This is a genomic window from Halobaculum limi (assembly GCF_029490015.1).
Lineage (GTDB): Archaea > Halobacteriota > Halobacteria > Halobacteriales > Haloferacaceae > Halobaculum > Halobaculum limi.
Window position 1 is genome coordinate 109,640 of sequence record NZ_CP120469.1, and the last position, 26,901, is coordinate 136,540.

26 protein-coding genes are annotated in these 26,901 nt (G+C 61.6%); 14 read left to right on the plus strand and 12 right to left on the minus strand.

Annotated features, from left to right (window positions below; genetic code table 11):
- Window positions 1-2: 2 nt before the first annotated feature.
- Window positions 3-749 carry a sugar phosphate isomerase/epimerase family protein gene (locus P0D77_RS16170; protein WP_277556152.1) on the minus strand — a complete coding sequence of 249 codons (747 nt, stop codon included), beginning with the start codon at window positions 747-749 and terminating at the stop codon, window positions 3-5.
- A gap of 173 nt (window positions 750-922) precedes the next feature.
- Here P0D77_RS16170 and P0D77_RS16175 point away from each other — a divergent pair, with 173 nt between their 5' ends.
- Window positions 923-1,675, plus strand: a complete 753-nt coding sequence (locus P0D77_RS16175) for a hypothetical protein (RefSeq protein ID WP_277556153.1) — start codon at window positions 923-925, stop codon at window positions 1,673-1,675.
- A gap of 42 nt (window positions 1,676-1,717) precedes the next feature.
- Here the strand turns inward: P0D77_RS16175 and P0D77_RS16180 are convergent, their stop codons facing one another.
- Window positions 1,718-2,728 (minus strand): acetamidase/formamidase family protein, encoded by a 1,011-nt coding sequence (locus P0D77_RS16180; RefSeq protein WP_277556154.1) that lies wholly within the window; start codon window positions 2,726-2,728, stop codon window positions 1,718-1,720.
- Window positions 2,729-2,868: 140 nt separating this feature from the next.
- Here P0D77_RS16180 and P0D77_RS16185 point away from each other — a divergent pair, with 140 nt between their 5' ends.
- Window positions 2,869-3,195 (plus strand): HalOD1 output domain-containing protein, encoded by a 327-nt coding sequence (locus P0D77_RS16185; protein ID WP_277556156.1) that lies wholly within the window; start codon window positions 2,869-2,871, stop codon window positions 3,193-3,195.
- 334 nt (window positions 3,196-3,529) lie between these two features.
- On the opposite strand, the gene P0D77_RS16190 is transcribed toward P0D77_RS16185, so the two are convergent.
- The 3 genes from P0D77_RS16190 to P0D77_RS16200 all read right to left on the minus strand — a co-directional run bounded on the left by P0D77_RS16190 (window position 3,530) and on the right by P0D77_RS16200 (window position 7,353).
- Window positions 3,530-4,018: a universal stress protein gene (locus P0D77_RS16190; RefSeq protein ID WP_277556157.1), complete on the minus strand. Its 489-nt coding sequence runs from the start codon at window positions 4,016-4,018 to the stop codon at window positions 3,530-3,532.
- A 183-nt stretch (window positions 4,019-4,201) separates the two neighbouring features.
- Complete coding sequence (locus P0D77_RS16195) at window positions 4,202-5,626, minus strand: DUF7289 family protein (protein WP_277556158.1); 1,425 nt, start codon at window positions 5,624-5,626, stop codon at window positions 4,202-4,204.
- Between the two features lie 77 nt (window positions 5,627-5,703).
- Window positions 5,704-7,353: a right-handed parallel beta-helix repeat-containing protein gene (locus P0D77_RS16200; protein ID WP_277556159.1), complete on the minus strand. Its 1,650-nt coding sequence runs from the start codon at window positions 7,351-7,353 to the stop codon at window positions 5,704-5,706.
- A 593-nt stretch (window positions 7,354-7,946) separates the two neighbouring features.
- Between P0D77_RS16200 and P0D77_RS16205 the strand changes: the two genes are divergently transcribed.
- The 6 genes from P0D77_RS16205 to P0D77_RS16230 all read left to right on the plus strand — a co-directional run bounded on the left by P0D77_RS16205 (window position 7,947) and on the right by P0D77_RS16230 (window position 14,930).
- The gene (locus P0D77_RS16205; RefSeq protein WP_277556160.1) at window positions 7,947-8,651 is read left to right on the plus strand and encodes a hypothetical protein; all 705 of its coding nucleotides are present in this window, start codon (window positions 7,947-7,949) and stop codon (window positions 8,649-8,651) included.
- Window positions 8,652-8,747: 96 nt separating this feature from the next.
- Window positions 8,748-10,985 carry a PAS domain S-box protein gene (locus tag P0D77_RS16210; protein ID WP_277556161.1) on the plus strand — a complete coding sequence of 746 codons (2,238 nt, stop codon included), beginning with the start codon at window positions 8,748-8,750 and terminating at the stop codon, window positions 10,983-10,985.
- 73 nt (window positions 10,986-11,058) lie between these two features.
- Window positions 11,059-12,444 carry a PAS domain-containing sensor histidine kinase gene (locus P0D77_RS16215; protein WP_277556162.1) on the plus strand — a complete coding sequence of 462 codons (1,386 nt, stop codon included), beginning with the start codon at window positions 11,059-11,061 and terminating at the stop codon, window positions 12,442-12,444.
- A gap of 154 nt (window positions 12,445-12,598) precedes the next feature.
- Window positions 12,599-13,021, plus strand: a complete 423-nt coding sequence (locus tag P0D77_RS16220) for a CBS domain-containing protein (RefSeq protein ID WP_277556163.1) — start codon at window positions 12,599-12,601, stop codon at window positions 13,019-13,021.
- A gap of 52 nt (window positions 13,022-13,073) precedes the next feature.
- Entirely contained in the window at window positions 13,074-13,988 is a 915-nt protein-coding gene (locus P0D77_RS16225) for a YncE family protein (protein WP_277556165.1), read from the plus strand.
- 114 nt (window positions 13,989-14,102) lie between these two features.
- Entirely contained in the window at window positions 14,103-14,930 is an 828-nt protein-coding gene (locus tag P0D77_RS16230) for a hypothetical protein (RefSeq protein ID WP_277556166.1), read from the plus strand.
- A 104-nt stretch (window positions 14,931-15,034) separates the two neighbouring features.
- Here the strand turns inward: P0D77_RS16230 and P0D77_RS16235 are convergent, their stop codons facing one another.
- Window positions 15,035-16,417, minus strand: a complete 1,383-nt coding sequence (locus tag P0D77_RS16235) for an ATP-binding protein (RefSeq protein WP_277556167.1) — start codon at window positions 16,415-16,417, stop codon at window positions 15,035-15,037.
- Window positions 16,418-16,966: 549 nt separating this feature from the next.
- Window positions 16,967-17,245 (minus strand): hypothetical protein, encoded by a 279-nt coding sequence (locus P0D77_RS16240; protein WP_277556168.1) that lies wholly within the window; start codon window positions 17,243-17,245, stop codon window positions 16,967-16,969.
- Between P0D77_RS16240 and P0D77_RS16245 the strand changes: the two genes are divergently transcribed.
- The 3 genes from P0D77_RS16245 to P0D77_RS16255 all read left to right on the plus strand — a co-directional run bounded on the left by P0D77_RS16245 (window position 17,240) and on the right by P0D77_RS16255 (window position 18,996).
- Window positions 17,240-17,671, plus strand: a complete 432-nt coding sequence (locus tag P0D77_RS16245) for a helix-turn-helix domain-containing protein (RefSeq protein ID WP_277556169.1) — start codon at window positions 17,240-17,242, stop codon at window positions 17,669-17,671. The genes P0D77_RS16240 and P0D77_RS16245 overlap by 6 nt on opposite strands.
- Before the next feature lie 228 nt (window positions 17,672-17,899).
- Window positions 17,900-18,436: a DUF4188 domain-containing protein gene (locus P0D77_RS16250; protein WP_277556170.1), complete on the plus strand. Its 537-nt coding sequence runs from the start codon at window positions 17,900-17,902 to the stop codon at window positions 18,434-18,436.
- A gap of 224 nt (window positions 18,437-18,660) precedes the next feature.
- Window positions 18,661-18,996 (plus strand): SHOCT domain-containing protein, encoded by a 336-nt coding sequence (locus tag P0D77_RS16255; protein WP_432764874.1) that lies wholly within the window; start codon window positions 18,661-18,663, stop codon window positions 18,994-18,996.
- 168 nt (window positions 18,997-19,164) lie between these two features.
- Here P0D77_RS16255 and P0D77_RS16260 read toward each other — a convergent pair whose 3' ends face one another.
- The 3 genes from P0D77_RS16260 to P0D77_RS16270 all read right to left on the minus strand — a co-directional run bounded on the left by P0D77_RS16260 (window position 19,165) and on the right by P0D77_RS16270 (window position 22,237).
- Window positions 19,165-19,770, minus strand: coding sequence for a TetR/AcrR family transcriptional regulator (locus P0D77_RS16260; RefSeq protein ID WP_277556172.1), 606 nt, complete (start codon window positions 19,768-19,770; stop codon window positions 19,165-19,167).
- Window positions 19,771-19,837: 67 nt separating this feature from the next.
- Complete coding sequence (locus P0D77_RS16265; protein WP_277556173.1) at window positions 19,838-21,307, minus strand: ABC transporter permease; 1,470 nt, start codon at window positions 21,305-21,307, stop codon at window positions 19,838-19,840.
- Window positions 21,308-22,237 carry an ABC transporter ATP-binding protein gene (locus P0D77_RS16270; protein WP_277556174.1) on the minus strand — a complete coding sequence of 310 codons (930 nt, stop codon included), beginning with the start codon at window positions 22,235-22,237 and terminating at the stop codon, window positions 21,308-21,310.
- A 203-nt stretch (window positions 22,238-22,440) separates the two neighbouring features.
- On the opposite strand from P0D77_RS16270, the gene P0D77_RS16275 reads away from it, so the two are divergent.
- The 3 genes from P0D77_RS16275 (at window position 22,441) to P0D77_RS16285 (ending at window position 24,995) form a co-directional block, all read left to right on the plus strand.
- On the plus strand, window positions 22,441-23,169 hold the full coding sequence (locus tag P0D77_RS16275; protein ID WP_277556175.1) for a hypothetical protein: 729 nt from the start codon (window positions 22,441-22,443) through the stop codon (window positions 23,167-23,169).
- A gap of 143 nt (window positions 23,170-23,312) precedes the next feature.
- Window positions 23,313-24,509, plus strand: coding sequence for a serine hydrolase domain-containing protein (locus tag P0D77_RS16280; RefSeq protein WP_277556176.1), 1,197 nt, complete (start codon window positions 23,313-23,315; stop codon window positions 24,507-24,509).
- A 69-nt stretch (window positions 24,510-24,578) separates the two neighbouring features.
- Window positions 24,579-24,995: a DUF1648 domain-containing protein gene (locus P0D77_RS16285; RefSeq protein WP_277556177.1), complete on the plus strand. Its 417-nt coding sequence runs from the start codon at window positions 24,579-24,581 to the stop codon at window positions 24,993-24,995.
- Between the two features lie 103 nt (window positions 24,996-25,098).
- On the opposite strand, the gene P0D77_RS16290 is transcribed toward P0D77_RS16285, so the two are convergent.
- Both P0D77_RS16290 and P0D77_RS16295 read right to left on the minus strand, forming a co-directional pair.
- On the minus strand, window positions 25,099-25,980 hold the full coding sequence (locus tag P0D77_RS16290) for an ABC transporter ATP-binding protein (protein ID WP_277556178.1): 882 nt from the start codon (window positions 25,978-25,980) through the stop codon (window positions 25,099-25,101).
- On the minus strand, window positions 25,973-26,869 hold the full coding sequence (locus P0D77_RS16295; protein WP_277556179.1) for an ABC transporter permease: 897 nt from the start codon (window positions 26,867-26,869) through the stop codon (window positions 25,973-25,975). Before P0D77_RS16295 ends, P0D77_RS16290 begins: the two co-directional genes overlap by 8 nt.
- Between the last annotated feature and the right edge of the window lie 32 nt (window positions 26,870-26,901).

Consider the following 26,901-nt stretch of genomic DNA (forward strand, 5'->3'; position numbering starts at 1 on the left):
AGTTACAAGACGCCGTCCGAGCCGAGGTCGGAGAGTACACGCTCGGCGGCGTCGAGCGCCTCGTACGTGTCGGGATCCGCTTCCGACTCGAAGACAAGCCATGCCACGTCGTGGTCGCGTGCCGTCCCGACGGCTTCTTCGACGTTGAGTGCGCCAGCACCGACCTCGCAGGGGTCGCCCCCGAGGCGGTCGTAGCCCTTCAGGTGCGCCAGTTCGATTCGGTCTCCGAATCTGTTGAGGGTGTCGATGGGGTCAACGCCCGCCGCGCCGGCCCACCCGAGATCGAGTTCAAGCCCGACGCCGTCGGCGCCATCGAGCAATCGAGCCAACGCCAGTTCTCCCTTGACGTCGACGAACTCCTGATCGTGGGTATGGTAGTGGAACGAGAATCCTCGCTCAGCCATCTCGTCAGCGGCGGTGGCGAGTCGGTTCGCGGCGGCGTCGACAGCAGCGGTCGACGTGAAGTGCTCTGGGTCGAGCCACGGGACGACGATGTGCTCACAGCCGAGCGCCTCGTATGTGGCCGCCACCTCGTCAGGCGACGACTCAATATCGTCGAGGGAGACGTGTGCCGCGACAGGGGCGAGGCCGCTCTCGTCGAGTGCGGCGCGAACGTCGTCAGTCTGTGCACCGTCGAGGCCGGCGAATTCGACGCCCGAGAGGTCGGTCGCACCGATGCGAGTGATCGTCTGAGGAAGCGTGTCTTCGACCGCGCGGAGACTGTACAGTTGGATAGCGAAGTCGGTCACAGTCGCCGTTCTCGGGCATCTGTGAAAACGGTGTACCCATACTGGTTGAGAGGCACCGACACCGACCGACTGTCCGAGGTCGACACCGACTCAACTGCTGGTCACCACACCCACGGACAGCCCCCGATCTGACCGCCACTCTTTTCACGGGATTGACGGATCACGGAATCGCGATGTCAACGCAATCTGTCAGGGGCGTCGTCGGCGGACTTGCGACCCGGGGGAACCCGGCGTTCGCGGTCGCCGCCGTGTTCGTCCCACTGGCGGCACTCGGCTACGCGGTCACGGTCGCATCGTTACAAATCCACACCTACGTCCACGTGATGTCTGGCGTACTCTGGAGTGGGATTGATCTGTTCATCGGCGCGGTACTGGGCCCAGTCATCGGTGGTCTCGACGAAGAACAAAGCGCCGCGGTGTTTGAGCGATTGACGCCGAAGACGGCGTTTCTCTTGCCCGCACTTGCAGCGACGACGATAGCCGGTGGCATCACGCTCGCGACTCGCCTCGGGGTGTTCCCGCACGCAGAGTCGTGGCTCGCGCTATTCACCGCAGTCAACGTAATTTCGATTTTGCTGGTGTTTGGGTGGCGGATGAACGTTCTCGGTGACCGTCGCTGGCAGGCAGTGTTCGTCGTCGGCACCGTCGGGTCGCTAGCGTGGGTGGCGACGACCATCGGATCGTTCGCGATGACGACGCCTGTTATCGCTGTCGCACTTGGCATTGTGACAGTGCTGTCTGTGCAGGGGTTCGGTTTCCTCCTCCCAGGCGAGTTGCGTATCTACCGCGAGATGATCTCGGTCGACCCCGACCCGGCGGTCATCTCATCGATTGGTCAGCAGAACGCGAAATTAGGACTCGTGCAGGGCATCTTCCAGTTGCTGCTCATCGCTGATATGGTGTACCTACGCTACGGCGGCTTCTGAGCACCGTCGCGGTGAGGTGACGTAGTCAGGACAACTTCGTTCTCACTCCGGTGCCGACAGCACCGACTCGGGGAGGTACGCCGTCACCGTCCAGTTCGGCGCGTCGACCACCTGACTGATCTTCAGGTCGACAGCGGCCGAGCAGAGCACGTACGCGTCGACGGGGTCGAACCCACGGCGCTCGTGGAGGTGGTCGATCATTCGGTCGATGGCCGCCCGCGTCGCGTCCATCAGATCAGGTTCGATGCCAGTGGTCGCGTACATCTCCTCGTCGTGGCCGCTTGGGGTGAACGGCCCAGTCGTCTCGAACTCGGGCCCGTCGACGGGTCGGTCGGAGACCACATCGAGGCGGACGGTGACCGACATTGGGGCCTCGATGCCGGTGAGACACACCTCGCCATCGCCTTGTGCGGCGTGACAGTCGCCGATAGAGAACAGTGCTCCCGCCGCCTCGACGGGGAGATACAGCCGCGACCCGGCGGTGAGGTGTTTCACGTCGACATTGCCACCGACGTTGCGCGGCGGGATGGTCGAGTGGGCTCCGTCTTCCCCTGGGGCAATTCCGAGATTCCCTGGGAATGGCGCGATCGGAACGGCGACGTCTGGGGCGTCATCGTCGACGAACGTTGCAACTGGCGTCCCGTCGCGGCGGGTGTCCAAATCCCATTCACGGACGTGTGCGTCGCGGAAGCGGTCAGGGAGGAGGCCTGCCTCACGGTCGCCAGAGGGGACGGCGGTCACGCCCCACCCCTCGTGTTCGAACGCCAGCAGGTCGACAACAAGGGTGTCACCCGCCGTTGCTCCCTCAACGGCGACCGGGCCGGTCAGCGGGTGACCATCCGCGTCGACTGCTAAGAGGTCTTTGACGGTCGCTGGCGGCGTCACTTGCCCGTCGTACGCGTCACGACAATCGAACACGATGACGGTTCCAGGGTCGACGGTACACACCGGGTCGATAGCGTTGTCCCAGCGATAGTGCAGGGTATCGTCGGTGGCGTCGACGTGATGATCTGGAGTGGGGGCGTCGGCGACGGCGAAGCGGCGGTTAGGCACGTTCCGGTGTTGGCGGTCGCGACGATAACTGTGGCTCTCAGTACGGACGCGATGTCCGACAGTGCCCACGCTAGCGTCAATTTGGTTCAACTCACCAACATTGTTATCACGATACACCCCGTGTTGTTGTTCAATAACATATGGATAGTCCTCAGTCCGGTGACTCTGACACCGATACGCACCTCTCGGTCGTCGAACGCCGGCAGTTCGATCCGACCACCAGCGACGACCTGGCGAGACTCGTCGTCGAGACCGTCGCCGCCACCGCCGACAACGGTGCGGCCGAGACACCAGCAGGGCCGCCCTTATACGAGTCAGTCGACATCGACGCGCTGTTTCAGGTGCTGTTCGATACCGGTCAAGACCCGGACAACCAACTGGCGCACGAACAACTGTCGTTCGAGTACCGAGGCTTCATCGTCGTCGTCACCGGTGAGGGCCGTATCGACGTCCAAACGGCTACCTGAGTCGATTCACCAGCTTCGCCGGAACAAACAGACACCGCCATCGGCTTAAGACTCGTTCGGTGAGCTCGCCTATCACCGGATCGTCAACTGAGTTGCCCGAGAATCCGAAGCAACAGCGACGGCCGAGCAGGCCGCCGATGTTCGAGTTCATGCTGTAACCTCACACGGATACAGCCAGTCCCACGGACACGTTCATCGTACCTATATCCTTCGACCAGATACGTACCGCGTTTGTATCGCTCCCGACAGTCGTGAGTGTCGACGCCGAGCGTCTGGGGTCGCTATCGCTGGTGGGGTGAACCAATCAAAAACGTGGTGACGGCTTCTGCAGGTGTTACTCGGAGTCGCCTCGGACGAACGTGACTGGGCAGTGGGCCGACAGCATAACCTCCTGAGCGGTGCTGCCGAAGACTGCTTTGCCGGTCGGCGAGCGCTTGCGACCACCGACGAGGAGCATATCGGCCTCCTCCTCGGCCGCGAGGTCGCTAATTCCGTCACTCGAATCGGCAAGTGCGCCGCGGACGGTGTACTCGACGCCTGCAGCGTCAAGGCGGTCACCGAGTGCGCGAATCGTGTCGAGGCGGCGGGCCACGACGTCGGGGTTTACCTCTGCCTGCGGGTCGAAGTCGAGTGCCTCGCGGTCGGCGGTGTACTCATCGCGTGTGAATACGTGACCGAGGACGACGCGTGCGCCAGAGGGTCCGGCCATCGAGATGGCCTCCTCGGCGAGCCGCTCGACTCGGTCGCCGTCTTTACCGCCGACAGCGACGAAGATAGTCTGGAATCCGGTCGCAGCTTGCTTGTGTTCGGTACCTGCGTTCATACCCACTCATACGCCACGGGGGCTGATAAGGCTGTCGAATTTTTTACTCAGATTCGAGTAAAGTTCTATACTGATCCTTCATTAAGTCTACTCGGCGGCGACAGTGCTCGCTGACTCTGTGGCGTCGCTGCCGAGTCCCGGTAGCGTCCTCAAAAGAATCGATGGGCGGCGACGTGGGTGGCGTCAGTCGTCGCTGACGGCGACCGGCGTTACAGAGACGTGGAGGTATGTGAGTCGCGGGTCGGTCGAGGTCGAGACGTCGAGGTCGATAGAGAGCACATCTGAATCGTACTGGAAGTTGTTGGGTTTGCCGTTGATCGTGATAGTCTCGCCAATTATCGCGCCTTCGATGTTGACGGTGGGGCCGCCACCGCCGTTGAGGTCGACGTCCGACCCCGGTGCGTACAGGAAGCCGACGAAGCGGTACTTGCCGTTGAAGTCGACGTCGCCGTCCGAGTGAACCACGACGCGGGTCGTGTTTGCGACCCCACCGAGGTTGACGGCGTCGCCACCGCTGATGGCGACGCGCCCGCGCACGTGCACGGTGAACGACCCGTCGCCGACGACGGTCACGGTGTCTGGGGCGAATCGGCCGTTGACGACGAGACTCACGTTCCCGTCGGTCGTGTTGATTGTGAGGTCACCGGTGAAGGGGCCGTCGACGAAGTACGTCTCCGGCCCCGTCAGATCCGTTCCGGTCACGGGGGCACAAGCCATCGCACCAGACGCACAGTCGCTAACGAGTGACTCGATCAGTGGGTCCGCGGAGGGATGGCTGATTCCATCTTTGACGGGTTTCAGGTCACCTTCTTTCATACCATTGTAGGTAATCCCACCTTCTGCTGTCGCGAGGACGACGTGATCAAAGTCGATTTCGCTGGGGGCGAACAGCGAGACAGTCGCGGTTTGTGCGTCGTGATCATACGCGACAGTTCCGCCGGTTCGGCCGGCGAGGAATCGGCCCCACGCGTCGTAGTACTCACTGTTGACCGTGACGACAATCACTGCGTCCTCGATGGGGTTTGAAATGGCGAGCGACTCGTTCGGGTATGAGACGGTTGTCGGCCCACCTGGGCGGACCACGACTGTCTCATCGGTGATCCCGTTCCCCGTGACTGCAATGATTGGAAGCGTTAGCGTCCGATCGCGGAAGTGCACTTCTGGCGGCGTCACCATTGCACTCCCGGCGTCGCCGCGCGTCCACACGCCACCGCCCTGGTAGGCAACACTCGTCTCGCCATCCCGGTATACGACAGCACCGAGTGTTGTGTTGACGAGGACGGCCTCGATTGCGCCCGTCTCGGGATCTCTGAGAGTGACGTTCATCCACCCACCGTCGCCGTCTACCGTACGGATCGCGTCGGGACTGCCCGTGAGCGTCACTTGGCGGGAGTCACTGCTGCCGAACGCGACGAGACTGGCGTCTGCATCCAACTGCGTCATTGACCGCTCGGCACTCCCTGTCATCGCGACGGACTGCACGTCGTCGAGTCCCGGGGCTCCAACGCCCACAACGATGCCGGCGGAGACGACAGTGATCGCCATCAGGAGAACGAGCCCGATCACTTCGCTTTGCCCACGGTCGTCCCCAGCCCAAACGCTCCTCATTGGACGCGAGAACGTCTGAGGCGTACTATGTTACACAGCGACTACCAGATGTGTACCGATTGTTGTCGACGCCGCGCCTACTGCTCGCGCAACTGTTCGAAGATCGCTTGTTGCGCTGTACTGTCAATCTCGAATCTATTGTCACTCACGGAGACTCCCTCACTCTCGACCCGCCAGCCAAAGCCCGAGAGGTCGGCGTCGGACCGCACTGTGACACCGGTGACTGTTGCGTCACGGACGTTTCGGAGGCCGATCCCGTACGCCGCGATGTCAGAGACGGGAATACGGTTCGGATTCTCAATACGGTCGCCATCGATCGTCACGCCCTCGACGTCTGCGAGTTCGATCCCGTGTCCGGCCACACCGCGTATCCTGTTGTTTGAGAGTGTGACATTTCGGTGTGGGCGGCCGGTTGTCGAGGCGTCCGGAGCAAGCCCCTCACCACCGTCGACCCCGACAACGATCGCACGGGGAATCCCAGATGGGACACCGACGAGGCCGGTATCGCGGATGTCATTGTCACGGATCCGGACGTCCGTGCTCCATCCCTTGAGGTCGCTAAATCCGGGACGAATGTCACCGGAAGCGTCGAGTTCGATCCCATTGGCGTTCGTCCCGAGGAAGCGGTTCCTCTCGATCACACCACCGGCGACGCCACCGAAGCGAACGTAGCGTGCTCGCGTGGCCTCGACGGTGTTGTCCCGCACGACCGCCTCTCTGTTTCGCATCCGGGGGCCGACGAGCGCATCACCGACCTCGAGGATGTCACGAACCGAGTCTGTGAACGTGACTGACTCGGGGTTCACCGCGTCGTCCGTTATTCCGCCACCGCGTTCGTCGACGGCGTCCACCGCCGGCAGCATCCCGATCCGTTCGAGGCTTGGCGTCGCTGCGACGAGTCTGTCGCCCGCACCGACACGCGTGCCGAAATCGGCGGCGACGGCAACGGTCTGGTCGTCGAGGAATTCCCGGACCGCCATCAGTTCCGTGTCGGCGACAATGGGGTCGTCGCTGGTCCGCCGGAAGGTGTTCCCCTCAACCAACGGCCCGCGCGGACAATTGTTACAGTGGACACCGTCGGCGTTCGTGGCGACGAGTGCACCTGAATTGGGGGCCGGCGTGACGACGCAGTCTCGGACTACCGGACGATCACAGGCGTTGAACTCGAACGCGAAGTTTGCCGTCGAGTGGACGCGAACCCGTTCGTACGTCGGTTCCGTGACGTCCGCGTGTATAAACAGCGTAGCGTTCTGATGTCGAGGGATCAGCGCGAGGCGTCGGTCGACCTGGAGTCCACCCGGTTCGATACCGTCGGCCAACCGTAGTTCGGCCGTCTGGGTGTCGATAGCGTCGATTCGAGCGAACCGTTTGAAATTGCTGCGCGCATCCTCAGTTACACGCTTAACGCGCGCTCCGTCAGCGGTGAACACATTGGCAGAGATGACAAGCGGCTCGTGAGCTGTGAAGGGCGCGGCGTCGACGTTTGGAAATCCGTCGTCGACTGCCAGTGTGATCGTCCGTCTGTCTGCTGAGAGGTCGACGATACGCCCCTGTGTGAACGGAAGCGGGTCGTGGCGTATCGTGAGATCACGGATTGTCGGCCCCTGTGGCCTGTCGGTGGCGGTCGCGCCTCGGCGATTGCGAAACAAGAGGAAGCCGCGTGTCGGATCGGTGAGCACGACTTCTGCCGTCCCTTCGGCCGCAGGCGGTGGGCCGGCGATAGTCACACCGCTGAGACCCGTTCCGTCAAAGTGGACTCGGTCGCCATCGCGTGGATATTCGTACGTCGGAGCCTCACTAGCGTCGAACTGATAGGTTCCTGCTGCCAGTCGGAGTTCCCCACCGTCGGTCTTCCTGAGGCTATCCAGTGCTGCGGCGAACGCCGAAGCACCACCGCCATCAAACTCAACAACTGGTGTTTTCTCGGGGGTTGTGGATCCGACTGTCGCACCTGTCGTGGGGGTTGGCGTCGCGGGTGCTGCCTCAGTCTGACTTGTAGCAGACTCCTCACCATTAGAGGTCGATTCGCTCGATCCATCCCCGCCGCACCCTGCGAGCGCGACGGCAGCGCCCGTGGCAGCAAGATATCGGCGACGAGACGTGCGTAGCCTTCCTCCAACACTGGGAGGTTCACGACGTCCCCCGTCGTCATCTTCGGTCACATATGCCTATCTTGCTACTTCCAGTTATTTTTACACCCTAATGGCCAGCGGCAAGGTCCCCGGCGCCAGTGGCAGCCAAATTCGATAGCGAACGAACGTTTGACACAAGGTTAGGCTGCTCATGATGAATATCGGACGAGAACTGGACTGTAACTGATATGCACAGTGTTCTCCGACCGATGGAGCCGGCACACGTCCTCGGACCGCTCACCACCGACCACGTCCAGTCGGCGCTGGAAACGCACGTGACGCTGTATGGTGTGTTCCATCGGAACTACGCCGCACTCTCGGAGTTCGAACTCGCGGTGGAGTCCAACGTCGACGGCGAGTCGGCTGACTGGACGGCTGACGACGCCCTCGGCGGGTCGTTCGTCGAGTACCTCCGCCACCTACAGAACTTTGTCGACGCACAGACCCTCCTCGCGGAGTACACAAGCACCCTTGAGAGTGAGTGGTTCGATGACGAACAGGCCGAACGCTACCGCGAACTGGCCGCTGATCTCGATGTCGTCGCAATGGCTGCGTTCCTCTCGGAACTTCCAGCGTGTCTGATTGCGGTAGGGCGCGACTCGTTCGTCCGGTCAGCGACTGCCGACGATGATGGACACAGTGGGGTGAACGACGCTGGGTGTCTCCTCTCGTGTGACCGTCTGATGAATTGGAACGGGTGGAGCGACGATGCGCGGCGTGTGCTTGCGGGGTTCGACGAGGCTGTCCTCCTCTCCTCGGCGGTCGAGTCATACATTGCCGCGCAGTCGACGTTACACGCACAGTTGTTCGAACTCCTCGAGGAGCAACTTGCTGAGACGGATATCGACGAACGGTTCCTGTCGTCCGCCGACGTGTGGGCGGTGACGGATTGACTCACGTAGTGCGGTCTCGTGAACGCCAGTTGCTCACACTCGTCTATTGATACCAATTCGCACACTTTATCATCCCGTACCCGACCATCAACTGTAGTGACTCCCGGCGCATCGGACGCGATTCGGATCCTCCACGTCGACGACGAGCCACAGATCGGCGACCTCACTGCGCGGTTTCTCGAACGAGAAGATGACCGGTTCGAGGTCGAGACGACGACGGAAGTGAGTGAGGCGGTCGACCGCCTCGCGTCAGTCGAGTGCGTCATCTCGGATTATGATATGCCCGAGTACACCGGAATCGAGTTTCTACGTGTGGTCCGTGAGGAGTACCCGAACCTCCCGTTCATCCTGTTCACTGGGAAGGGAAGCGAGGAGGTGGCGGCAGAGGCGATTTCGGCCGGCGTCACCGACTACCTTCAAAAGCGCGGTGGCTCGGACCAGTATACCCTGCTTGCTAATCGGGTCTCGAACGCTGTCGAGCGCCGACGCGCAGAGCGAAGCGCCGCCGAGACGGAGCAACGACTCACTGAACTGGCGTCCAACACTGAAGACATTCTGTGGGGATTCTCTGGCGACTGGGAAGAGTGCCTGTTCTTGAACGCCGCCTATGACGACATCTGGGGTCAGCCGCGGCACGCGGTCAAGGAAGACCCGATGGCGTTCCTCGACAGTATCCACCCCGACGACAGACAGCGTGCCCGGGACGCGATGACCGACCTCACTGCGGGTACGTCGGTCGACCTCGAGTTGCGGGTCAACGAGTCAGCCAATTTCGACCGCTGGGTGTGGGTACAGGGGCAGGCGATCACCGACACTGCGGGCAACGTCGTTCGCGTCGTCGGGTTCGCACGCGACGTCACCGAGCGCAAACAGCACGAGCAGGCGTTACACGAACTCCACACAACGCTCGCCGACCTGCAGGCGGCAGAAACACCAGAAGCCGTCTGTGACCGGATCGTCGACGCGGCCGAACAGATCCTCTCGTTTGACCTGTGTCTGACCGCGCTCGAACGCGATGGAGAACTCGTCATCGCTACCGCATCCGAGCAGTTTGGCGATAATAGGCGGTCGCAACTTTCGGTATCAGAGGGGCTGGCCGGAGAAACGTTTCGACGAGGAGAGACCATCGTCGCCGACGGCACGGACGACCACGAATTCGGGAACCCGACCGGCGAGTATCAGTCGTTTCTTAGCGCTCCGATCGGCGAACACGGTGTCTTCCAAGCGGTCTCAGCGGATGAATCGAGGTTTGATGCCGTCGACCGTGACCTGACTGAACTGCTTACTGGACACGCAAAACAAGCGCTGGATCGACTCGCGCGCGACCGAGAACTGAAACAGTACGAACGAATGGTCAACGCCGCTGGCGATATGATGTATGTCCTCGATTCGACGGGGCGGATCGAGTTCGCCAATGACACGGCTACGGCGTTGACCGGGTACGACCGCGAGACACTACTCGGCGAGTCTATTGACCTCCTCATTGATTCAGATGACCGGGCCGCCGGCGACGAGTACATCGCGGCGATGTTGAGCGATCGCCGTGACCCTCCGTCGGATGCGTTCTCGTGGACACTCGTGACGGCCGACGGCGAGCGCATCGATGTCGAATCACAGATCACCCTGCTCAACGACGGCGACGAGTGGCGCGGGACTGTCGGTGTCGTCCGCGACATCACCGAGCGCCGGGAGCGCGAACGCGAACTGGAGCGGAAGAACCAGCGTCTCGAGGAATTCACGCAACTTGCGAGCCACGATCTCAGGAATCCGCTGAATATCGCCACCGGACATACGGAACTTGCAGCCGAAGAGTGTGACAGCGAGCACTTGGAGACGGCTACGCGTGCGCTCGACCGGATGGACGGTCTTATCGACGACCTGCTCACCCTCTCAAAACAGGGCCGCTCGCTCGGCGACGTTGAGGCGGTCGCCCTCTCGGAGGTGGCCGACGAGGCGTGGGCGATGGTCGAGACAGACGAGGCCACACTGGACGTCACAACTGACCTCGTTGTTCGCGCGGACGCCTCTCGCCTTCGTGAACTGCTCGGCAACCTTTTCCACAACAGTGTCGAACACGGCGGCGACTCGGTCACCATCACGGTGGGACGACTCGACCCAGCCGCCGGATTCTACGTCGAAGACGACGGCGCTGGTATCGCCGAAGACGATTACGAACGCGTGTTCGAGAGCGGGTACACGACGGGAGACGACGGAACGGGGTTCGGCCTCGACATCGTACGCGAAATCGCCACCGCACACGGCTGGACACTCGACCTTACCGAGAGCGAAGCGCTGGGAACCCGTTTCGAGTTCCGCAACGTCGACGTCGCCTGAACCATCTTGTGTGGTTCTCACATACGATACTCCGTGCCTAGAGTTATATGTTGGAACGCCAACCGCGTGATACGTGCAACGAAGGGGGAACCGTCGGTTGGTCGACCATGTGCAGGAGGCGGTCGTCCTCCTCGACGAGGAGTATCTGATCGTCGACGTCAACGATTCCGTGGAGTCGATGCTGGGGTTCGAACCCACGGCGTACGTCGGCTTCGACCCGTTCGAGTTCGTCCACCCCGACGACAGGGTACGGGTGATGCAGGAGTTCAACCGTGCGGTCGCGATGGAAGGGAATCTCGAGACGGCTATCGAATTCCGCCACGAGATGGCGTCAGGGTCGTACCGCTGGATCGCCGCGCGCGTCTCGTCGCTCCCCGACCACGCGGACGCGGCGTACGTGGTGAGCGCTCGTGACGTGTCCGACCGTGTTGCCGCCGAGACGCGCGGCGAGACGATCGAGAACAGACTGAGCGAACTCACCACGACCGCCAAGGACGTCCTCTGGACGTATACGGCCGACTGGGAAGAACTCCTGTTCGTCAACCCCGCCTACGAGGAAATATACGGCCAATCACCGGAACGGCTCCGCGATAGTCCACAGGCGTTTCTCGAGACGATTCACCCAGATGACCTTCCGAAGGTTGAACGGGCCCAACGCGCACTTTCTGAGGGTTCGTCTGTCGATATGGAGTATCGAGTCGACGAGTCGACTGGGTACGCGACGTGGGTGTGGGTGAAGGCAGAACCGATCGTCCAAGATGGAGACGTCGTCAGGATATCGGGCTTCTCCCGCGATATCACCGACCGGCGCAATCACGAACATCAACTGTCGGTGATGGATAACCTGCTGCGACACAACCTCCGCAACGATATGAACGTCGTCCTCGGACAGGCCGAACTCGCACGCCGCGAGGCCTCTGCGGTTACGGACAACGTAGCTGTGATCGAATCGACGATCGAAGGCCTCCTCGACACCGCAGACAAACAGCGGGAGGTGATCGAGGTGCTACAGACGCGGAGTCAGACGCAGTCGTTCGCCCTCTCCCACGTGGTCAAGTCGGTCGCGGCGGACCTCCTTGACGACCACCCGAACGCCAGGGTGAGCGGCAACCACCTCGACGACGTTGAGGTGATCGCACACACCAAACTGGAGATGGCGATAGCCGAACTGGCGGAGAACGCGGTCGTCCACAACGACGCCGACTGCCCGTCGGTTGAGTTCGGCGTCGTCGACGCAGGCGACGAGGCGGTGTTGGTCGTCCGGGACGACGGCGCACCGATTCCGCAGTTCGAAGCCGAAGTGCTCAACGGCGGGCAGAATATGGATAACGTGTTCCACAGCGGCGGTCTCGGCCTGTGGCTCGTCTACTGGATCGTCGACGTCTCCGACGGACAGATCGATATCGAGGCCGACGAAACCGGTAATACCGTCCGCGTCCGGTTGCCTACGTGTGGCTGATGTCGCTTCGATACGCTCGCTGTGAACGCTGCGGGACGATTCACTCGGGACCAGTCGTCCCGAAACGGTGTGGCACCTGTGACGGCTCCGAGTTGACCGATATCACAGCGGGGCTCGGACGAGACGACTACTTCACACGCGGGTTGCGTGGGCGATGATCGTTCGCGAGTTGATGACGACCGACGTGGTCAGCTGTGAGGCCACCGGGTCGCTCCAACCGGTCGTCGAGACGATGCTCACCGAGTCTGTCGGAAGCGTCGTCGTCACTCGTGAGGGCGTTCCAGCCGGGATATTCACCGAGACGGACGTGCTTCGCGCGACTGCCCACACGGAGCGACCCTTGGCAGAGATACCAATCCACCGCGTCGCGAGTCATCCTCTCGTTACGACGCGTCCGAACGCCAGTATCAGACGGGCCGTCGAGACGATGACCGATAACGATGTGAAGAAACTCCCCGTGGTTGATGACTCGAAGCTTGTCGGCATCCTAACGCAAAGCGACATCGTCGCCCACTACAGCGACTTCATCAGGGAAGCACACCGCCTCGACGCGATGTCGGGGCAGTGGGAGGAGTGACTACCGCTCCGCCATCCACAGGCCTTTGCTGGTCCTCGCTTAGAGAGTCGGTATGGGCGAACTCCTCGTTCTGAACAAAGACGCTGACAGCGTCTGGTACATTGACGCCGACAGTGGCGAGCGACTCGCGACTGTTGAAACCGATTTTAACCCACACGAAGTCGCGCTCTCCCCGGACGGCGAGACGGCGTACGTCACCTGCTCGCTGGGTGACTCACTGCTGTTTCTCGACAACGAGTCGCGGGAGGTGCGTGACCGCTTCGAACACGACCTGTTCGACTTCCCGCACGGTCTCGCGGTGCGCGAATCGGCGGGCGAACTGTGGCTGGTCTCGACGTACTCCAGTCAGGTGTTTGTGTTCGACATCGAGACAGAAGACCTGCTTGAGACGTTCCCGACGTATCAAGAGCACTCGCATATGGTCACGTTCGGACCCGACGAGGAACGCGCGTACATCGCCAACATCGGGAGTGACTCGGTCACGGTCGTCGACGCTGACGACCGCCGCGTCGTCGCCGACCCACCCGTCGGAGAGGGCCCGGAGGGAATCGAGGTTGACCCCGACACCGGCGAGATACTCGTCGCGAACCAGGACGACGGTCGCCTCTCGGTGATCGATCCGGAGACGCTCAGCGACGACGGGATGGCGTTGCTCGGAACCACGCCGATCCGTGTCGTCCTTGACCCAGACAACCGCTACGCGTTCGTCCCGAATCGGGAGTCGAACGACGTCTCCGTCGTCGACACCGAGTTCGTCCGTGACGGTGAGCGCCGTCCTTGGGAAGTCGCCCGGATTCCGGTTGGTATCTGGCCCGGCGGAACCGTCTTCGACCCCGACGGCGGGCGAGCGTTCGTCGCGAACAACAAGACGAACGACGTGTCTGTAATCGATACGGAGGTGTTCGAGGAGGTGGACCGTTTCGAGACGGACTACCACCCCGATGGAATAACGTTCCGGGAAACGTAGGGAGGGAATGATCCTTCTGGTCTGTGTGAAATTCTATGGTTACTCTACAACTAACTCGAAACTAATTGTCGTTATGAAACAATTACTTATTTACAGCTACCTTGCAGTTCAAATATGGCTCCCACCAAGCCAAACCGACGTCGTGTTCTGCAACTGAGTAGCCTCGCACTTGGAGCGACGATGTTGCCGCTGTCTGCCTCGCGTGTGCAGGGCAAACAGCCAAACGCCGTGTTCGACCTCGACTTCAGCGACGCTGCCGATGCAGCGGACAACACGAGTACGAGTGCCGGATGGGTCGTTGACCGCCGCGCTCCAGAGGCGTGGACGACCGATGCAGGACGGCTTTGTATTGACATAGACGAGACTGCCGAGACGAGTGGCTTCTACGCGTATCAAGGCAAGAAGTACCAAGACGCGGACGGCACGTATTGGAATGCGGGTACGGGCTCCCGCCTTTCGTACCGGTTCTATATCGACCCTGCGTGGGAAACTGACGGCGAGGCGCACGAATCTGGTGTCTGGCCCGTCCTCGGTAATTCGGATGGAGCGATCAGCGCGTACCCGATCCTTGCGTATCAGGACAGCGATGCGAGCGATACAGGTGAGGCCCGATTCCGTGCGTATGTCTACGAGGCTGATGAGGACGGCAACTTCGATACCGCGAAGTGGATCGACCTTGGCCTCCCGAAGAAACTCGGCATCGACCCCGAGGAGGGTGGTTGGGTGGATATCGAAGCGCAACTTCAGTCATACAGAGACGGTGCCGCCCTCAAGTGGCGCATCAACAACAAACTCGTCGTCGACGAGCGGGGATACAACGTGTTCGCACCCAGTACGCAGTTCCTCGAGTTCATCATCAACAGCGTCAACTTCGGGAACGACGCGACGTACTACTACGACGATTTCGCGCTTTCGACGCCTGGAAACGCCCGGAATAAGTGAACTCCCCTCCTGCTTGAACAAGCTACGTCCGGAAGACGTGGGCAAGTTGTTCAACTATTTTTGAGCTGGTGAAGTACTGAGATGACCGAAGTTGTGTAGTTCGACTACAGAATGGCATTCATCTCGCTCAGCTCGTACAGCGACCAGTTCTCATCGACGTCGTCCGCGAGTCCATCGACGAACCCGCTTTTCGAGAACAACGCGAATTCCTCCTCGCGCGTGTCCGGCCCCCATCGAACACGCCCGGCTTTCTCGCGGAGCTGCGTAACGAGGGCCGGGCCAACCGGCTCACTCGTCCATTTACACTCCGCGAACAAAATCCGGTCGGCGTCCGGGGCGAGCCCAACGATGTCGATCTCGTCTTCCCCGTACCACCACCGTCCGACTTCGGAATACGGCTCAAGATGGCCTCGACGGATAGCTTCCCAGACGGTTTCTCGACAGACCTCCTCGAAGGTCGTTGCGACGTAGTCGGGGAGATTCGGCTCGATCGTTCCGTCGTAGACGACGTCGGGGGCTTCTTGAATGCTGGAGCGATTCGGTTCAACGAATCGGAACCAGAACCGGAGGAACTCGTCGGCCACGTGGTATCGCGATCGCTTGGACTGTTTTGCGGATGCCATCACGGGGACCTCGCGGTCGATCAACCGCAGTCGGCGGAGGGTCTGGAGGTACTTCGACAGCGGCCCGGAATCGATGCCGGTCACTCCCGAGATCTCGTTGGGCGTCGTGTGTCCGGTTGCGATCGCCTCGAGAATACTCATATATCTCGCGGGGTTCCGTAACTCAGTGCGGAGGAGGAATTCGGGTTCGTTGTAGAGGACTGCCGTCGGGGAGAGAATCTGTGTCCGAATGTTCTTCTCAAGGGGGTGGTCGTAGTCGAAGAGGGTGAGGTACAGCGGAGTGCCGCCCGTGACCGCAAACGACCGGATTGCGTTCTCGATATCGTAGTCGATGACAGCCTGAGATTGGCGGAAGGAAAACGGCTGCACGTCGATCTGACCCGTACGACGACCATATAGCGGGCTCTCGTGACCGAGCACCTCCGACTCCATCGTGCTCACGCTCGAGCCACACAGCACGAGCATCGACTCGGTTTCTTGGAGCTGCTCATCGACGAACGATTGGAGATACGACGGGAGGGAGTCGTTTTCTTCTACGAGGTAGGGGAACTCGTCGATGGCGACAACGATCCGTTCGTTCGCCAGTTTCTCGCCGAGGTACTCCAAAGCCTGGTCCCAGCTGTCGATACGGGGAACGCGGTCGTCGAAGTGGTCAGCGACTTTCTCGACGAACTTCTCGCGCTGCCGGTCCTCGGCTTCCTGGGCCGCTAGGAAGTAGATGTGTGGTCGATCAGCACAGAATTCTTTGAGGAGTTCTGTTTTCCCGACGCGACGCCGACCATAGATCACGTAGAAGTCGTGGCCCGGAGACTCGAACGCCGTGTCGAGGGCGTCGAGTTCGTCCGCCCGATCGTAGAAGGTCATACTCTAGATAATGATTACTGCGATAATGACTTATATCTTCCTCGGGGCTCTCCCTCACCCCAGTATTAATGAGATGATGATGGCAGTGTACTCCCCGTACGTTCACTCAGACGCTTGCCAACCGCCACCCGTCCATCGGCGGACGCCAGACTAGTTCTGGGTCGATCCGTTCCAGCGAGGCAGTCGGTTGGTCGCCACCCCTCAAAAGGAAATCATCCGGTCCTCCTATATCGGCCGCCTCATAGCCTCCAGGGGAATCAGTCGTCACCCGAATAGAAGCCTGCAGCGTCCATCGCTTCTCGAAGAAGCCAAATCCGCTAGACGTGGGTCGGTCGTTCATTTATCTCCTGTTGTGATGAGAGTGAGTTCGTTCGATAGGCGAACGGTTCCGAACGACGCGGCGTCGGTCGTGATCTCCCCTACGCCAATCCGCTGTTTGGCTACGTCGCGTTCGCGATACTGCTCGCGCTCATCGGTGTCGTCGGCCTGGGTGCGCTGTACTCTGCCCGCCTGTGGGTGCGGGAGTTGGCGTGAGCGACCGGGGGTCCGTCAGTTGACAAACCCTATGCTCCACTGCGTCACCACAGGAGGTGTGATGTGCGAACTCCAACAGGGCGGGGTTATCTCGTGATTCGAGCTCGGTTTCGCCTGTGGCTCTCCGATGATCTCTGGATCAGCGACGTCTCCCGATCGTTTCCGAAGGCTAATCTGCGGCTGCTCGCGGGCGCCCCCGTTGACGACCGGACGCTCGAACTCGGTGAGACCCGCGCCGAAGACCCTCGCGCGGTCGTAAGCGCAATCGAGGATCACCCCGATGTCCTCGTGCACGAACTCCTCTACTGCGATTCGGACCGAGCGCTATCGAAGTACGAGACTCGTGACCAGGCGTTGTTCGAATTTCTTGGCGGGAGTTCGCTCCTCCCCGAGTTTCCCCTGCTCGTCGAGAACGGGACGATGACGTTCGGTATCACGGCGACGCGAGCGGACTTCGAGGAGTTCGGTGATCGACTCGACGCGAGCGAACTTCGGTACGACCTCCTGTCAGTTACCCAGCGCGAAGCAGGTAGTGACCTGCTCACAGACCGCCAATTGGAATGCCTCACTGTTGCCGAGCGAATGGGATATTTCGAGGTGCCACGCGAGTGTACACTCGCAGAGGTAGCTGACGCGTTAGACGTCGACACCTCGACAGTGAGTGAGACGATCCGGCGGGGCACCGGCCGTGTACTAAACGAGTTCCTGCTGGAACGGTAGCGACCGACTCACGAACGAAAAACTGCAATCAGTTACGGATCCACTGTGCGCCGTCGACTGTTACTGGCGGTGACATCGAGTGGATTCCGACTGCAGTTTGTTCTAAGGCCAACGCGTTGGTGGAAGTGACTTCCGCCTCCCGTACGACGTGCCGTTCAATGGTCTGTTCAGCACTCTGTTGCCCAGAAGCAGTACAAATCGTGGTACGGTCGACACGGTGTTGCCTAGGTGAGAGAGACGATGCATAAGAGACGGATGACTGCGGAGAGAGACGAACCCTTCGTGGTATTCCTCATTGGAATGCGGATCAATCGGTATTGGAAAGTCCACAAGTGGCTTCCAGTGGCTGCAGCGATGCCTAAGATGCTTCGAGAACTCGAGGCGCAGGAGGACTCGGGACTGCTACACCACGAGCAAACGATCAACACTCGGACGATATTGATGGTACAGTACTGGGAATCCTTCGAGACCCTTCGCGACTACGCGAGAGAGATGGAGCGGGAGCACCTCCCTGCGTGGATCGAGTACAACCAGACGAGTGGGAAGAGCGGTGACGTCGGGATCTTCCACGAGACATACCTCGTCGACCCCGGGGACTACGAAACCGTCTACAACAACATGCCGGCGTTCGGTCTCGGTGCTGCGGCAGACCTCCGGCCAGCGACTGGCACGCTGGAGACTGCAGGTAGACGACTCGGAACGGATGACGACGAGCCAGCCGTGACTGTGGAAGGTGAGACTGCCGACTCGGCCAGAGAGAACTGAAAACCTGCCCTGATAAATACAAATTTCGATCACTGATTCGGGGCGTCGGTACGCCTGTTACTGTCAGAGGAAAACCACCGAGGGCCCCAACCCCCTCGAACCTCGGTCACCCAACATATTGGTAAAACCCTGATGCACACGGATACTGATTCTCGGGTGTGTTCAACGACAGTCGAAATCGTCGCGGTTCGGATGCCGGCACACCCGGTGGAGACACGGTTTCACTGCTCGTCGTCAGCGGAGTGACCGCGGTGACGTTAGCGGTCGCCTTCGGGTTTTTGGCACTCGGCGTCAACAGTTTCTGGATCGCGTTTCCGGTCGGCTTCGGAGTGATCCTGCCCGGTGCTCTCGCAGTGGCGCACAATTATCGAGCTGAGGACCGCCGAAACGTCGATAATACGAGAACAGAGGAATCCCCGACAGAACTAGAGGTGCTCAGACGCCGATACGCAGCGGGTGAACTCTCCGACGAGGAGTTCGAGCAGCGAGTCGAACACCTGCTTGAGAGCGAAGGAGACAGACCGGATCTCAGTAGGGATGTCGATATCGAACGGCGGTGACGGTCGGCTGAGATGCCGTCAACTCTCGTGTACTCAACCCACGGCGCCTGCGACGATACCGGCGCGTGTTCGGTTTGGTACGACCAGCATCGAACCTACCTTCCACGAGTGATACGTCGGCTGATCGCCACTCTGTAGGGTCCTCAGATCTGACTGCACTCCGACGGCTCATTCCCCCTCGGCGGCTAATCCCCGCGCAAATGTGTCGATGACAAAGTCTCTGACCTCCGAATAGTGCTCCGAGCCGATGTCGTCCTCGTGGAGCGTGAGATACGGGATGGCGCCGACCGCACGGGCGACGAGTTCGGGGTCCTCCCCGTGAACTGCGCCAGTCTCGACAAACGGATCGGTGAACGCACGGATAGTCTCGACCTCCTCGGCCCGCTCTGCCTCGCGTTCCTCTTCCGTTCGGTACTCACGAAGTTTGTCGAGTTCGTCTGAGACGACGAGCTGACGGACCAGCGGGTTCGTCTCTATCTCATCGAACAGGAAGCGCAGGAACTCTCGGACGACGGTCTCCGGGTCGTCGCCCTCGATGACCGCTTCCTCGGATAGTCTGTGAGCGATGGTCTCTCCCTCGCGGTCGAGGACAGCGAGGTAGAGGGCCTCCTTTGAGTCGTAGAACTGGTAGAACGTACTCGTCCCGATACCGACTTCTCCGGTGAGGTCAGCGACGGTCGTCTTGCTGAGACCGTACTGCGCGAACAGTTCGCGGCCAGCCTCTAGTAGGTCCGACCGGATACGGTCGCGCTGTTCGTCGGTAAACCCCTTCATAGCTCACTGCACGAATCAGGAACGGATATGTCCTGAGTTTTCGTCCGAAGGCTCGCTCGCCCCTGCATCAGTCGGCCCGCCGAAGGAAGAGTCGGAGGAGAATGACTATTAACGCTACCTGTACGGCGACGCCGACAACGAGATACACTCCAACCGTGGCGAGTGACGCGCCGTCGAGTACCGCGATGGTGGCCTTCGCCGCCCAGAACGGCGGCAGGACACCGGCGAGGAACTGAAGGGGTTCGCCGACGAGGGCGATTGCCACGACCGGAGCGATAATGAGGAACCCGAGTAGCTTGCTGACGCCGACACCCTCGACGGTGTTGGCTGCGAGGCTCGCCATGAGCAGGCCCGCGACGGCAGTGTGCAGCGACGCGACGAGCGCGATTGCTAGGTACGGGACGAGTGGAAGTGTCCCGAGATCAACCAGCGGGACCATCACTAGGGTCGAACAGAACGCGAGACCGAGGAATACTGCACCGCGGTACGCGAGGTAGCCGCGACCGGTCAGCGGCGTCGACCGAAGTGCTCGGAGAACGCCCTGCTCACGGTCCTCAAGCATGAAGAATCCGGCCGCGAAGCCGAGTGTCCCGGCAGGCGTGAACAGAAAGGCGGCGAGTAGTTCCGGGGAGTAGGCCGCGAGGTCGACGAAGTCGACGGCGTTGTCGACGGGACCTATGCCAAAGCGGGCGAGTAACCCGAGCAGAAACGGCGAGAGGCCGATGTAGAGGAGCAATGGATCGCGGACCCAGTTCCGGATGTCGGTCACGGCTAGCGTGGCGACAGGGCCGAGCGAACGGTCAGCGAGTAGCCCGTTCCGCTTCACCTTGGCAGGTTGCTTCCGCTCGGTCTCCCGGACGATGTGGCGTTCGAAGGCTCGGCGAGCCAGCACGTACGCGACTCCGATGCCGACCGCGAGGTAGCCGACAGCGTAGGCGAGTTCCCACGCGGGTGTCGCCTCGAACGCCGCGCCGATGAGCACGAGTGAGGCCTGTGTCGGGAACAGATAGAACAGAGGACTCTCGACGACCGCAAAGTGATCTAACAGCGGGAGTGACAGCGGAATGATGTAGACGATAGCAGTTAGGAAGTAGGCGTTCAGTGAGTCGAAGCGCGCGACCGCAGAGAAGCCGACAAGAACGAACAGGCCGGCGGTCAGGCTCAGTCCCAGGAGGAACCACACTGGTTGGAATCCTGTACCGTGAACGAACAGTGCGATGACCAGTGCACCCAGCGTCGCGATGAATGAGAGCGACAGGGTCTTTGAGATGAGGTACTCGTCGGCCGACAGTGGCGAGGAGACCAGCGCGTGGAGTACCCCCTCGTTCTTCTCGAACAAGACGAGCGCGCCGACAAAGTAGAACCCGAGGAAGCCGGGGTCGGCGAACAGCACCATCACGAGCGTGTCTGTCCGGACCGACGCGGGGAGTCCGCTCAGCCCCAGCCCGAACAGCACCGTCACGACGGCGTAGACGGCGTAGAAGCCGTAGCGGAACTGCAACCGGCTGTCCCAGCGCAGCATCGAGGCAACGGACATCTACACCAACTCCCGACCGGTGACTGCGATGAAGACGTCTTCCAGGGTGGCCTCACTAGAGTGGATACGCTCAACCTGCGTCTCAGCCAGCAATCGCTCGAACTCGGTGTCGCCCCCGATGGTCTCGAGATCGAACTGTGCAGTCTCCAGTGCGCCGTTACGGCGGAACTCAACTTCGACGAGCGGCGCACCGTGGCGCTTCTTCAACTCGGCGGGGGCGTCCGCGACGGGGATCGTTCCGTCTACAATGAACGCCACCTCGTCGCATAGATCGTCAGCGACGGTCATATCGTGTGTGGTAAGGAATACTGCCGTCCCGTTGGCCTGGAGGTCGCGGACGATGTCGCGGACGTTCCGGGCGTTCGTCGGGTCCAGCCCGGAGGTCGGTTCGTCGAGGAACAACAGATCCGGGTCGTGGAGTAACGCCCGGACGAAGTTCAACCGCATCCGCATACCCTTCGAGTAGGCTTCGACACGCTGGTCTGCGGCGTCGAGGAGGCCAACCATCGAGAGGAGCTCCTCCGGGTCGCGCGTCTCGCCCTCGTATAGTGAGGCGAACAGTTCGAGGTTCTCGCGGCCGGTGAGCTTCAGGTACTGGTTCGGAGACTCCGAGGAGACGCCGACCCGTTGGTAGTACTCGCCACCCCAGTCACTCACCTCCCGATCGAACACGGTCGCGGTCCCGTCGTAGTCCTCAAGTAGTCCGATCAGCACCTTCTGTGCGGTACTCTTGCCTGCCCCACTCGGCCCGAGGAATCCGAACACATCTCCGGGGGATATCGTGAAATCCAGCCCTCGCAGCGTGGGTTCGTCGTTCCCCGGATACGTGAACTTGAGGTCCTCAACGACGACGGTTGGCGATCCCGCCGCCCCGTCATCGCTCGTCTTCTCTGCTGTCGCCGCCGTCACCTGTGCGTCGAGCATCGTCATCTCTCTACGCTACGAATACAAAATGATATTGTTTTTGAGTTCTTAAACTGACTGTGAAAATCGATATTCCCGTCCCCCGACTTCCGCATCGCGATGCCCTCTTGGATCGGTCGTTCCTTCTCGGTCTCCATCTCCTTACCTGGCGGCGGCGCTACTTTCGCGACGGCGTCACATCTCCCCAATTCTCGAGCCACCTCGCAGCTGTGGACCCAGATTGGCCAGCCGTCGATGGAGGCGGCACGCACGAACTGGCCGTCGAGACGCTTGCGGGCACGCTCCGTACCGCGGTCTCGATCCGAGCGTGGCACGGGACCGACGCACCGACGCTCGTGTGGCATCACGGCGGTGGCGAGTATCCCTACGACACCATCTTCTCAGGGACGTTCCCCGACCCAGACACAGTGGGGGCGAATCTCGTTGTTATCCGGGCACCGGGTCACGAGAGTCGCTTGGGCGTCCAGCGTGTTGGCGCGACGCTCTCACGATACCTCGCTACGCTGGCGGTAGCCGTTGCTGCCACCGAACACATTCTCGATGAAGTCGACGGCCGAACTATCGTCTCCGGCTACAGCCTCGGCGGCTTCGTCACCAACCGACACCATGTCCATCACGACACGGCCGACGTGTACGTGCCGCTGATGGCCGGGACCGCTCACGGGGAGATCTTTCTTTCGAGCGTCCCGGCCGCTCCAGCAGCCCGTGACCGACCCGAGTACCTCCGTCGACGTCTGAACTTCACCGACTCGTGGGGTAACCGCGACCACGACCACGTTCATCCGGTATTGGGTCGCCACGATCGTCTCAACCACCTCGGCACCCAGCGCTCTTCGTATCCCGGCGTCAGCCCAGCGGTGTGGCCAGTCGGCCATCTCAGCGGAATCGGAGCGCACGAGCGAATTCGACAGACCCTCGAACCACACCTGCGGCGATGAGTCACTGGCAGACTATCGCTCGACTGCAATCGCTCGTCGGCCTGTTGTCCCCGTATCCCCAACATCGTGGGGATACACATACTTCATCTGATACCAACTGTCGGCTATGAACACGAGTACCCAGTTGGAGGAGGGCCGCCAATATGTCGGCTCGTAATCCACCCGTTGGTGGGCGAGTCAAACCTGGTTTCGAAGCGGTCGAGTCGGCTTTTCAGGAGACCCTGCGTGAATCAGGCGAATTCGGAGCCGCTTGCGCAGTCTCCCACCGGGGTGAACTCGTCGTCGACCTCTGGGGAGGATACCGCGACGCCCGTCGAACCAAACCGTGGGACGAGGATACGCTCGTCCTCGTCTTCTCCACGACGAAGGGTGTCGCTGCAGCGGCGATGGCCCACGCTCGCTCACGCGGATACTTCGAGTACGACGACCGAGTGGCGGACTACTGGCCTGCCTTCGGCCAGCACGGGAAAAACGATGTTACAATCCGCCAGTTGCTTGCTCACCAAGCCGGAGTCGCCGCCATCGGACGGAGTCTGACCTCCGCAGACGTCGCGGATTATGACTCGCTCGTCGACCGTCTCGCCACCAAAGAGCCGGACTGGATACCGGGAACACGACACGGCTACCATGCGTGGTCGCTCGGGTGGTACGAGAACGAACTGCTTCGTCGGACCGACCCCGACAGTCGGACACTCGGAGCCTACGCGGCAGCGGAACTGTTCGATCCGCTCGGAGAGACGTTTCGCATCGGCGTCCCCGAATCGGTCGACGAACGTATTGCGTACGTCGAGCCGTTCAGCCCGCTCGACGCAGTCCGGAACCTCCGGTCGTTTCCCCCCAGATTGCTCCTCGGACTCGCCAATCCCTTCTCCACCGTGTCCCGGGCAATGAACCCGTTCGACGTCTCGACACCCGCCGAGTTGAACGACCCCGAGTGGCGTTGCCTTGAGATCCCTGCAGGAAATGGGGTGGGCACTGCCCGTTCGCTCGCGCGACTCTACGGGGCGCTCGCAACAGACGGCGAACCGCTCGGCATCGACAGCGAGACGCTCGCGGCGCTGGCCGCGCCTGGGACGCCACCGACACGCGGTCGACGGGATGTGATTCTGGGTACCGAAACCTCCTATTCGCTCGGCTTCTGGAAGCCCTTCGAGGACTTTCAGTTCGGGAGCAGAGCCGCGTTTGGCGCACCTGGTGCGGGTGGCTCGTTCGCGTTCGCCGACCCCGAACGGGAACTCGGATTCGCTTACACGCCGAATCGGATGGGGACATATGTATGGGACGACCCACGAGAGCTTCGGCTCCGGCGGGCTGTCGAGCAGTCTCTGGTGGGACGATGACCCGTCGAATATGCGGTACTGCAACTGATTGCAGGGACGGCTTTTCACCGGCCACTATGTGGTTCAACTATGGACACTGATCCCCTCCGACCGGCCGACGTGGGGTCGATTGCCGCGATTGCGCTCTCGCTCGTCGTCGGACTCGTCGCGTTCCCCGCTCTCCCCGCCGAGGTAGCTATCCAGTGGGCGGCCGACGGTTCGCCGAACACCGTCTTGCCGGTGCTCCCTGGGATCTCTGTGATCCCCGCGTTCGCGTTGCTTGCATTCGTGTATTTACGCGGTGGCACATTTTTCAAAGGTCGCAACGCAGAACTGGAACCGACGACCGGTCTCGCCGTCGTCGCTGGCGTCGCCTACCTACAGGTGGCACTGATCACTCTCAACCTCGGGGTGGCGGTGAGCCCACTCGTTGCCGTCGCACCGGCGGTCGCCGTCATTCTCGTCGCAACCTATGCCGGGCGGTTCGGAGCTGCTGGCGGAACGTGACGGAGAGGCTCCCGACCAGTCCCAGTACGTCGTCGAACTGGGCTCGCAGGGAGGTTCTCAGTCGACTCACGAGCCGTTCCTCGTAACGCAGTGCAACCCCCGATTATGGCTGGATGTGGACATAGTAGTTGAACACGTCTGGAGCCGTCGCCGCTTCGACGGCGCGGACGCCCGGCCGATCAGCGACGGCCTCGGGATCGGCGTCAGCCTCGAGGAACCCTCGGCGGCCGGCGTCGGTGTCGAACAGTCGATCCTCACGGAGAACCGGTCGGAGTTCGTCACCCGGCCCGTCCTCGACGACGACCACAGGTGGGGTGGCTTCACGGAGCGCGCTCGGCTCACCATCGGCGACGATGCCGTCCGAGTCGAAGAACACCAGTCGGTCGGCCGCCCTGAGGTCGCGGGGCGAGTGACTGGTGGCGACGACGGTCCGTCCAGCGTCGGCCAGGTCGTCGAGCATCGCGTGGAACCGCTCGACGGTCGTCGGATCGAGTGCGGCGGTCGGTTCGTCCAGTAGGTAGAGCGGGACATCGACTGAGAGCGTCAACGCGAGTTCGAGCTTTCGACGCATCCCGCCTGAGTAGTCCGCGACGCGACGATCAAGCGCGTCGAGTTCGAGACTGTCAGCCACCTCCCGCCACCTGTCGGTGGCACCCGGGTGGAGCGCGGTGTAGAACGCCGCGTTCTCGCGACCAGAGAGGTCGTCGACTGCAAGCCCGTCTTGGAGCATAAACACGAGCTGTGACCGGGCATCGGGTGGCTGCTCGCCGAACACCGATATCGATCCAGCCGATGGGTACAGTCCCCCCGCGAGACAGGAGAGCAGGACAGTCTTCCCCGAACCGTTCGGGCCCATCAACAGGGTGGTCTCACCGCGCTGGAACGTCAGGTCGACCCCTGAAAACACAGGAGGACCATCGCCGAACGACTTGGCGAGGCCACGGGCCTCGACCGCCGGGTCGGCGTCACTCGACAACTCACTCACCTCCCTCACCGTCGTAGATGCGACGGCGCATCACGACCGCTCCGAGCACGACGCCAGCAACAGCGTACCCACCCAGGAGGAGGGCCGACTCCACGCCCGTCGGGAGTGCAGGTGGGGTCAGTGGGGTGCCGGCGCCGGAGCCGACCGGAACGAGGTGGTACACCGCCAGCCGCGTCGCCAGCGAGTTCGGGAGGACGTTTACCCACTCGCCGAGCGGCCCCGGCGCCATCGACGGGAGCAGCCCGTTGTAGCCGGTGAGGAAGAACAGCGCCAGCGTGAGCATATTGGTGACGCCGACAACGTACTCGCCGTCGTCGAGGACTGAAGCGACGAAGACGGCTGCCCCCATTGCCAACAGGCAGAACAGCACCAGTGCGACGAACACGACGGGGACCGAGACGGCCGAACGGACCGCGAGCGTCCCGTCGGTCACGACGCCGACCGCCAGCACGAGCACGAACGAGACGAGCGCGAGTACCAGTCCGCCCGTGAACCGCCCGAGTAGGTCCGCCGTGGGTGAGATCGGGAGCGAACGAAGCTTCCGATAGCGTTTGGCCTTGAGGTCCGCGCTCAGCGCGGTTGCGAAGATGACGAGTGAGACGCTGAACGCACCGAATACCCCAAAGACGACCGCATTTGCCCCCCGCTGGATGCCCGGGTCACCGAGCAGGACGCCGAATACGACGAAGAAGAACGCTGGCGCGGCCAGCCCCCACACCAGTGCCGCGCGGTTGCGGAACAGCTCTTTGAGTGTTCGCGTTGCAAACGCACCGGCCTGTTGGGGCCAACGAACGCCCGCCCCCGTCGCTTCCGTGGCTGAATTCTCGGTCAGAGACCGCTTGGTCGAACCGACGGCGGGAGTTGCATCCGTGTGGTCCACGTCGGTCATGCGTGGACCCCTCGACAGTGATCGGTGTTAGT

Bases quoted from the DNA above. Each gene is read 5' to 3' on its own strand.
- P0D77_RS16175 (WP_277556153.1), top strand. From the start codon at position 923: ATGTCAACGCAATCTGTCAGGGGCGTCGTCGGCGGACTTGCGACCCGG.
- P0D77_RS16185 (WP_277556156.1), top strand. From the start codon at position 2,869: ATGGATAGTCCTCAGTCCGGTGACTCTGACACCGATACGCACCTCTCG.
- P0D77_RS16190 (WP_277556157.1), bottom strand. From the start codon at position 4,018: ATGAACGCAGGTACCGAACACAAGCAAGCTGCGACCGGATTCCAGACT.
- P0D77_RS16195 (WP_277556158.1), bottom strand. From the start codon at position 5,626: ATGAGGAGCGTTTGGGCTGGGGACGACCGTGGGCAAAGCGAAGTGATC.
- P0D77_RS16205 (WP_277556160.1), top strand. From the start codon at position 7,947: ATGCACAGTGTTCTCCGACCGATGGAGCCGGCACACGTCCTCGGACCG.
- P0D77_RS16220 (WP_277556163.1), top strand. From the start codon at position 12,599: ATGATCGTTCGCGAGTTGATGACGACCGACGTGGTCAGCTGTGAGGCC.
- P0D77_RS16225 (WP_277556165.1), top strand. From the start codon at position 13,074: ATGGGCGAACTCCTCGTTCTGAACAAAGACGCTGACAGCGTCTGGTAC.
- P0D77_RS16230 (WP_277556166.1), top strand. From the start codon at position 14,103: ATGGCTCCCACCAAGCCAAACCGACGTCGTGTTCTGCAACTGAGTAGC.
- P0D77_RS16235 (WP_277556167.1), bottom strand. From the start codon at position 16,417: ATGACCTTCTACGATCGGGCGGACGAACTCGACGCCCTCGACACGGCG.
- P0D77_RS16260 (WP_277556172.1), bottom strand. From the start codon at position 19,770: ATGAAGGGGTTTACCGACGAACAGCGCGACCGTATCCGGTCGGACCTA.
- P0D77_RS16265 (WP_277556173.1), bottom strand. From the start codon at position 21,307: ATGTCCGTTGCCTCGATGCTGCGCTGGGACAGCCGGTTGCAGTTCCGC.
- P0D77_RS16270 (WP_277556174.1), bottom strand. From the start codon at position 22,237: ATGACGATGCTCGACGCACAGGTGACGGCGGCGACAGCAGAGAAGACG.
- P0D77_RS16280 (WP_277556176.1), top strand. From the start codon at position 23,313: ATGTCGGCTCGTAATCCACCCGTTGGTGGGCGAGTCAAACCTGGTTTC.
- P0D77_RS16285 (WP_277556177.1), top strand. From the start codon at position 24,579: ATGGACACTGATCCCCTCCGACCGGCCGACGTGGGGTCGATTGCCGCG.
- P0D77_RS16295 (WP_277556179.1), bottom strand. From the start codon at position 26,869: ATGACCGACGTGGACCACACGGATGCAACTCCCGCCGTCGGTTCGACC.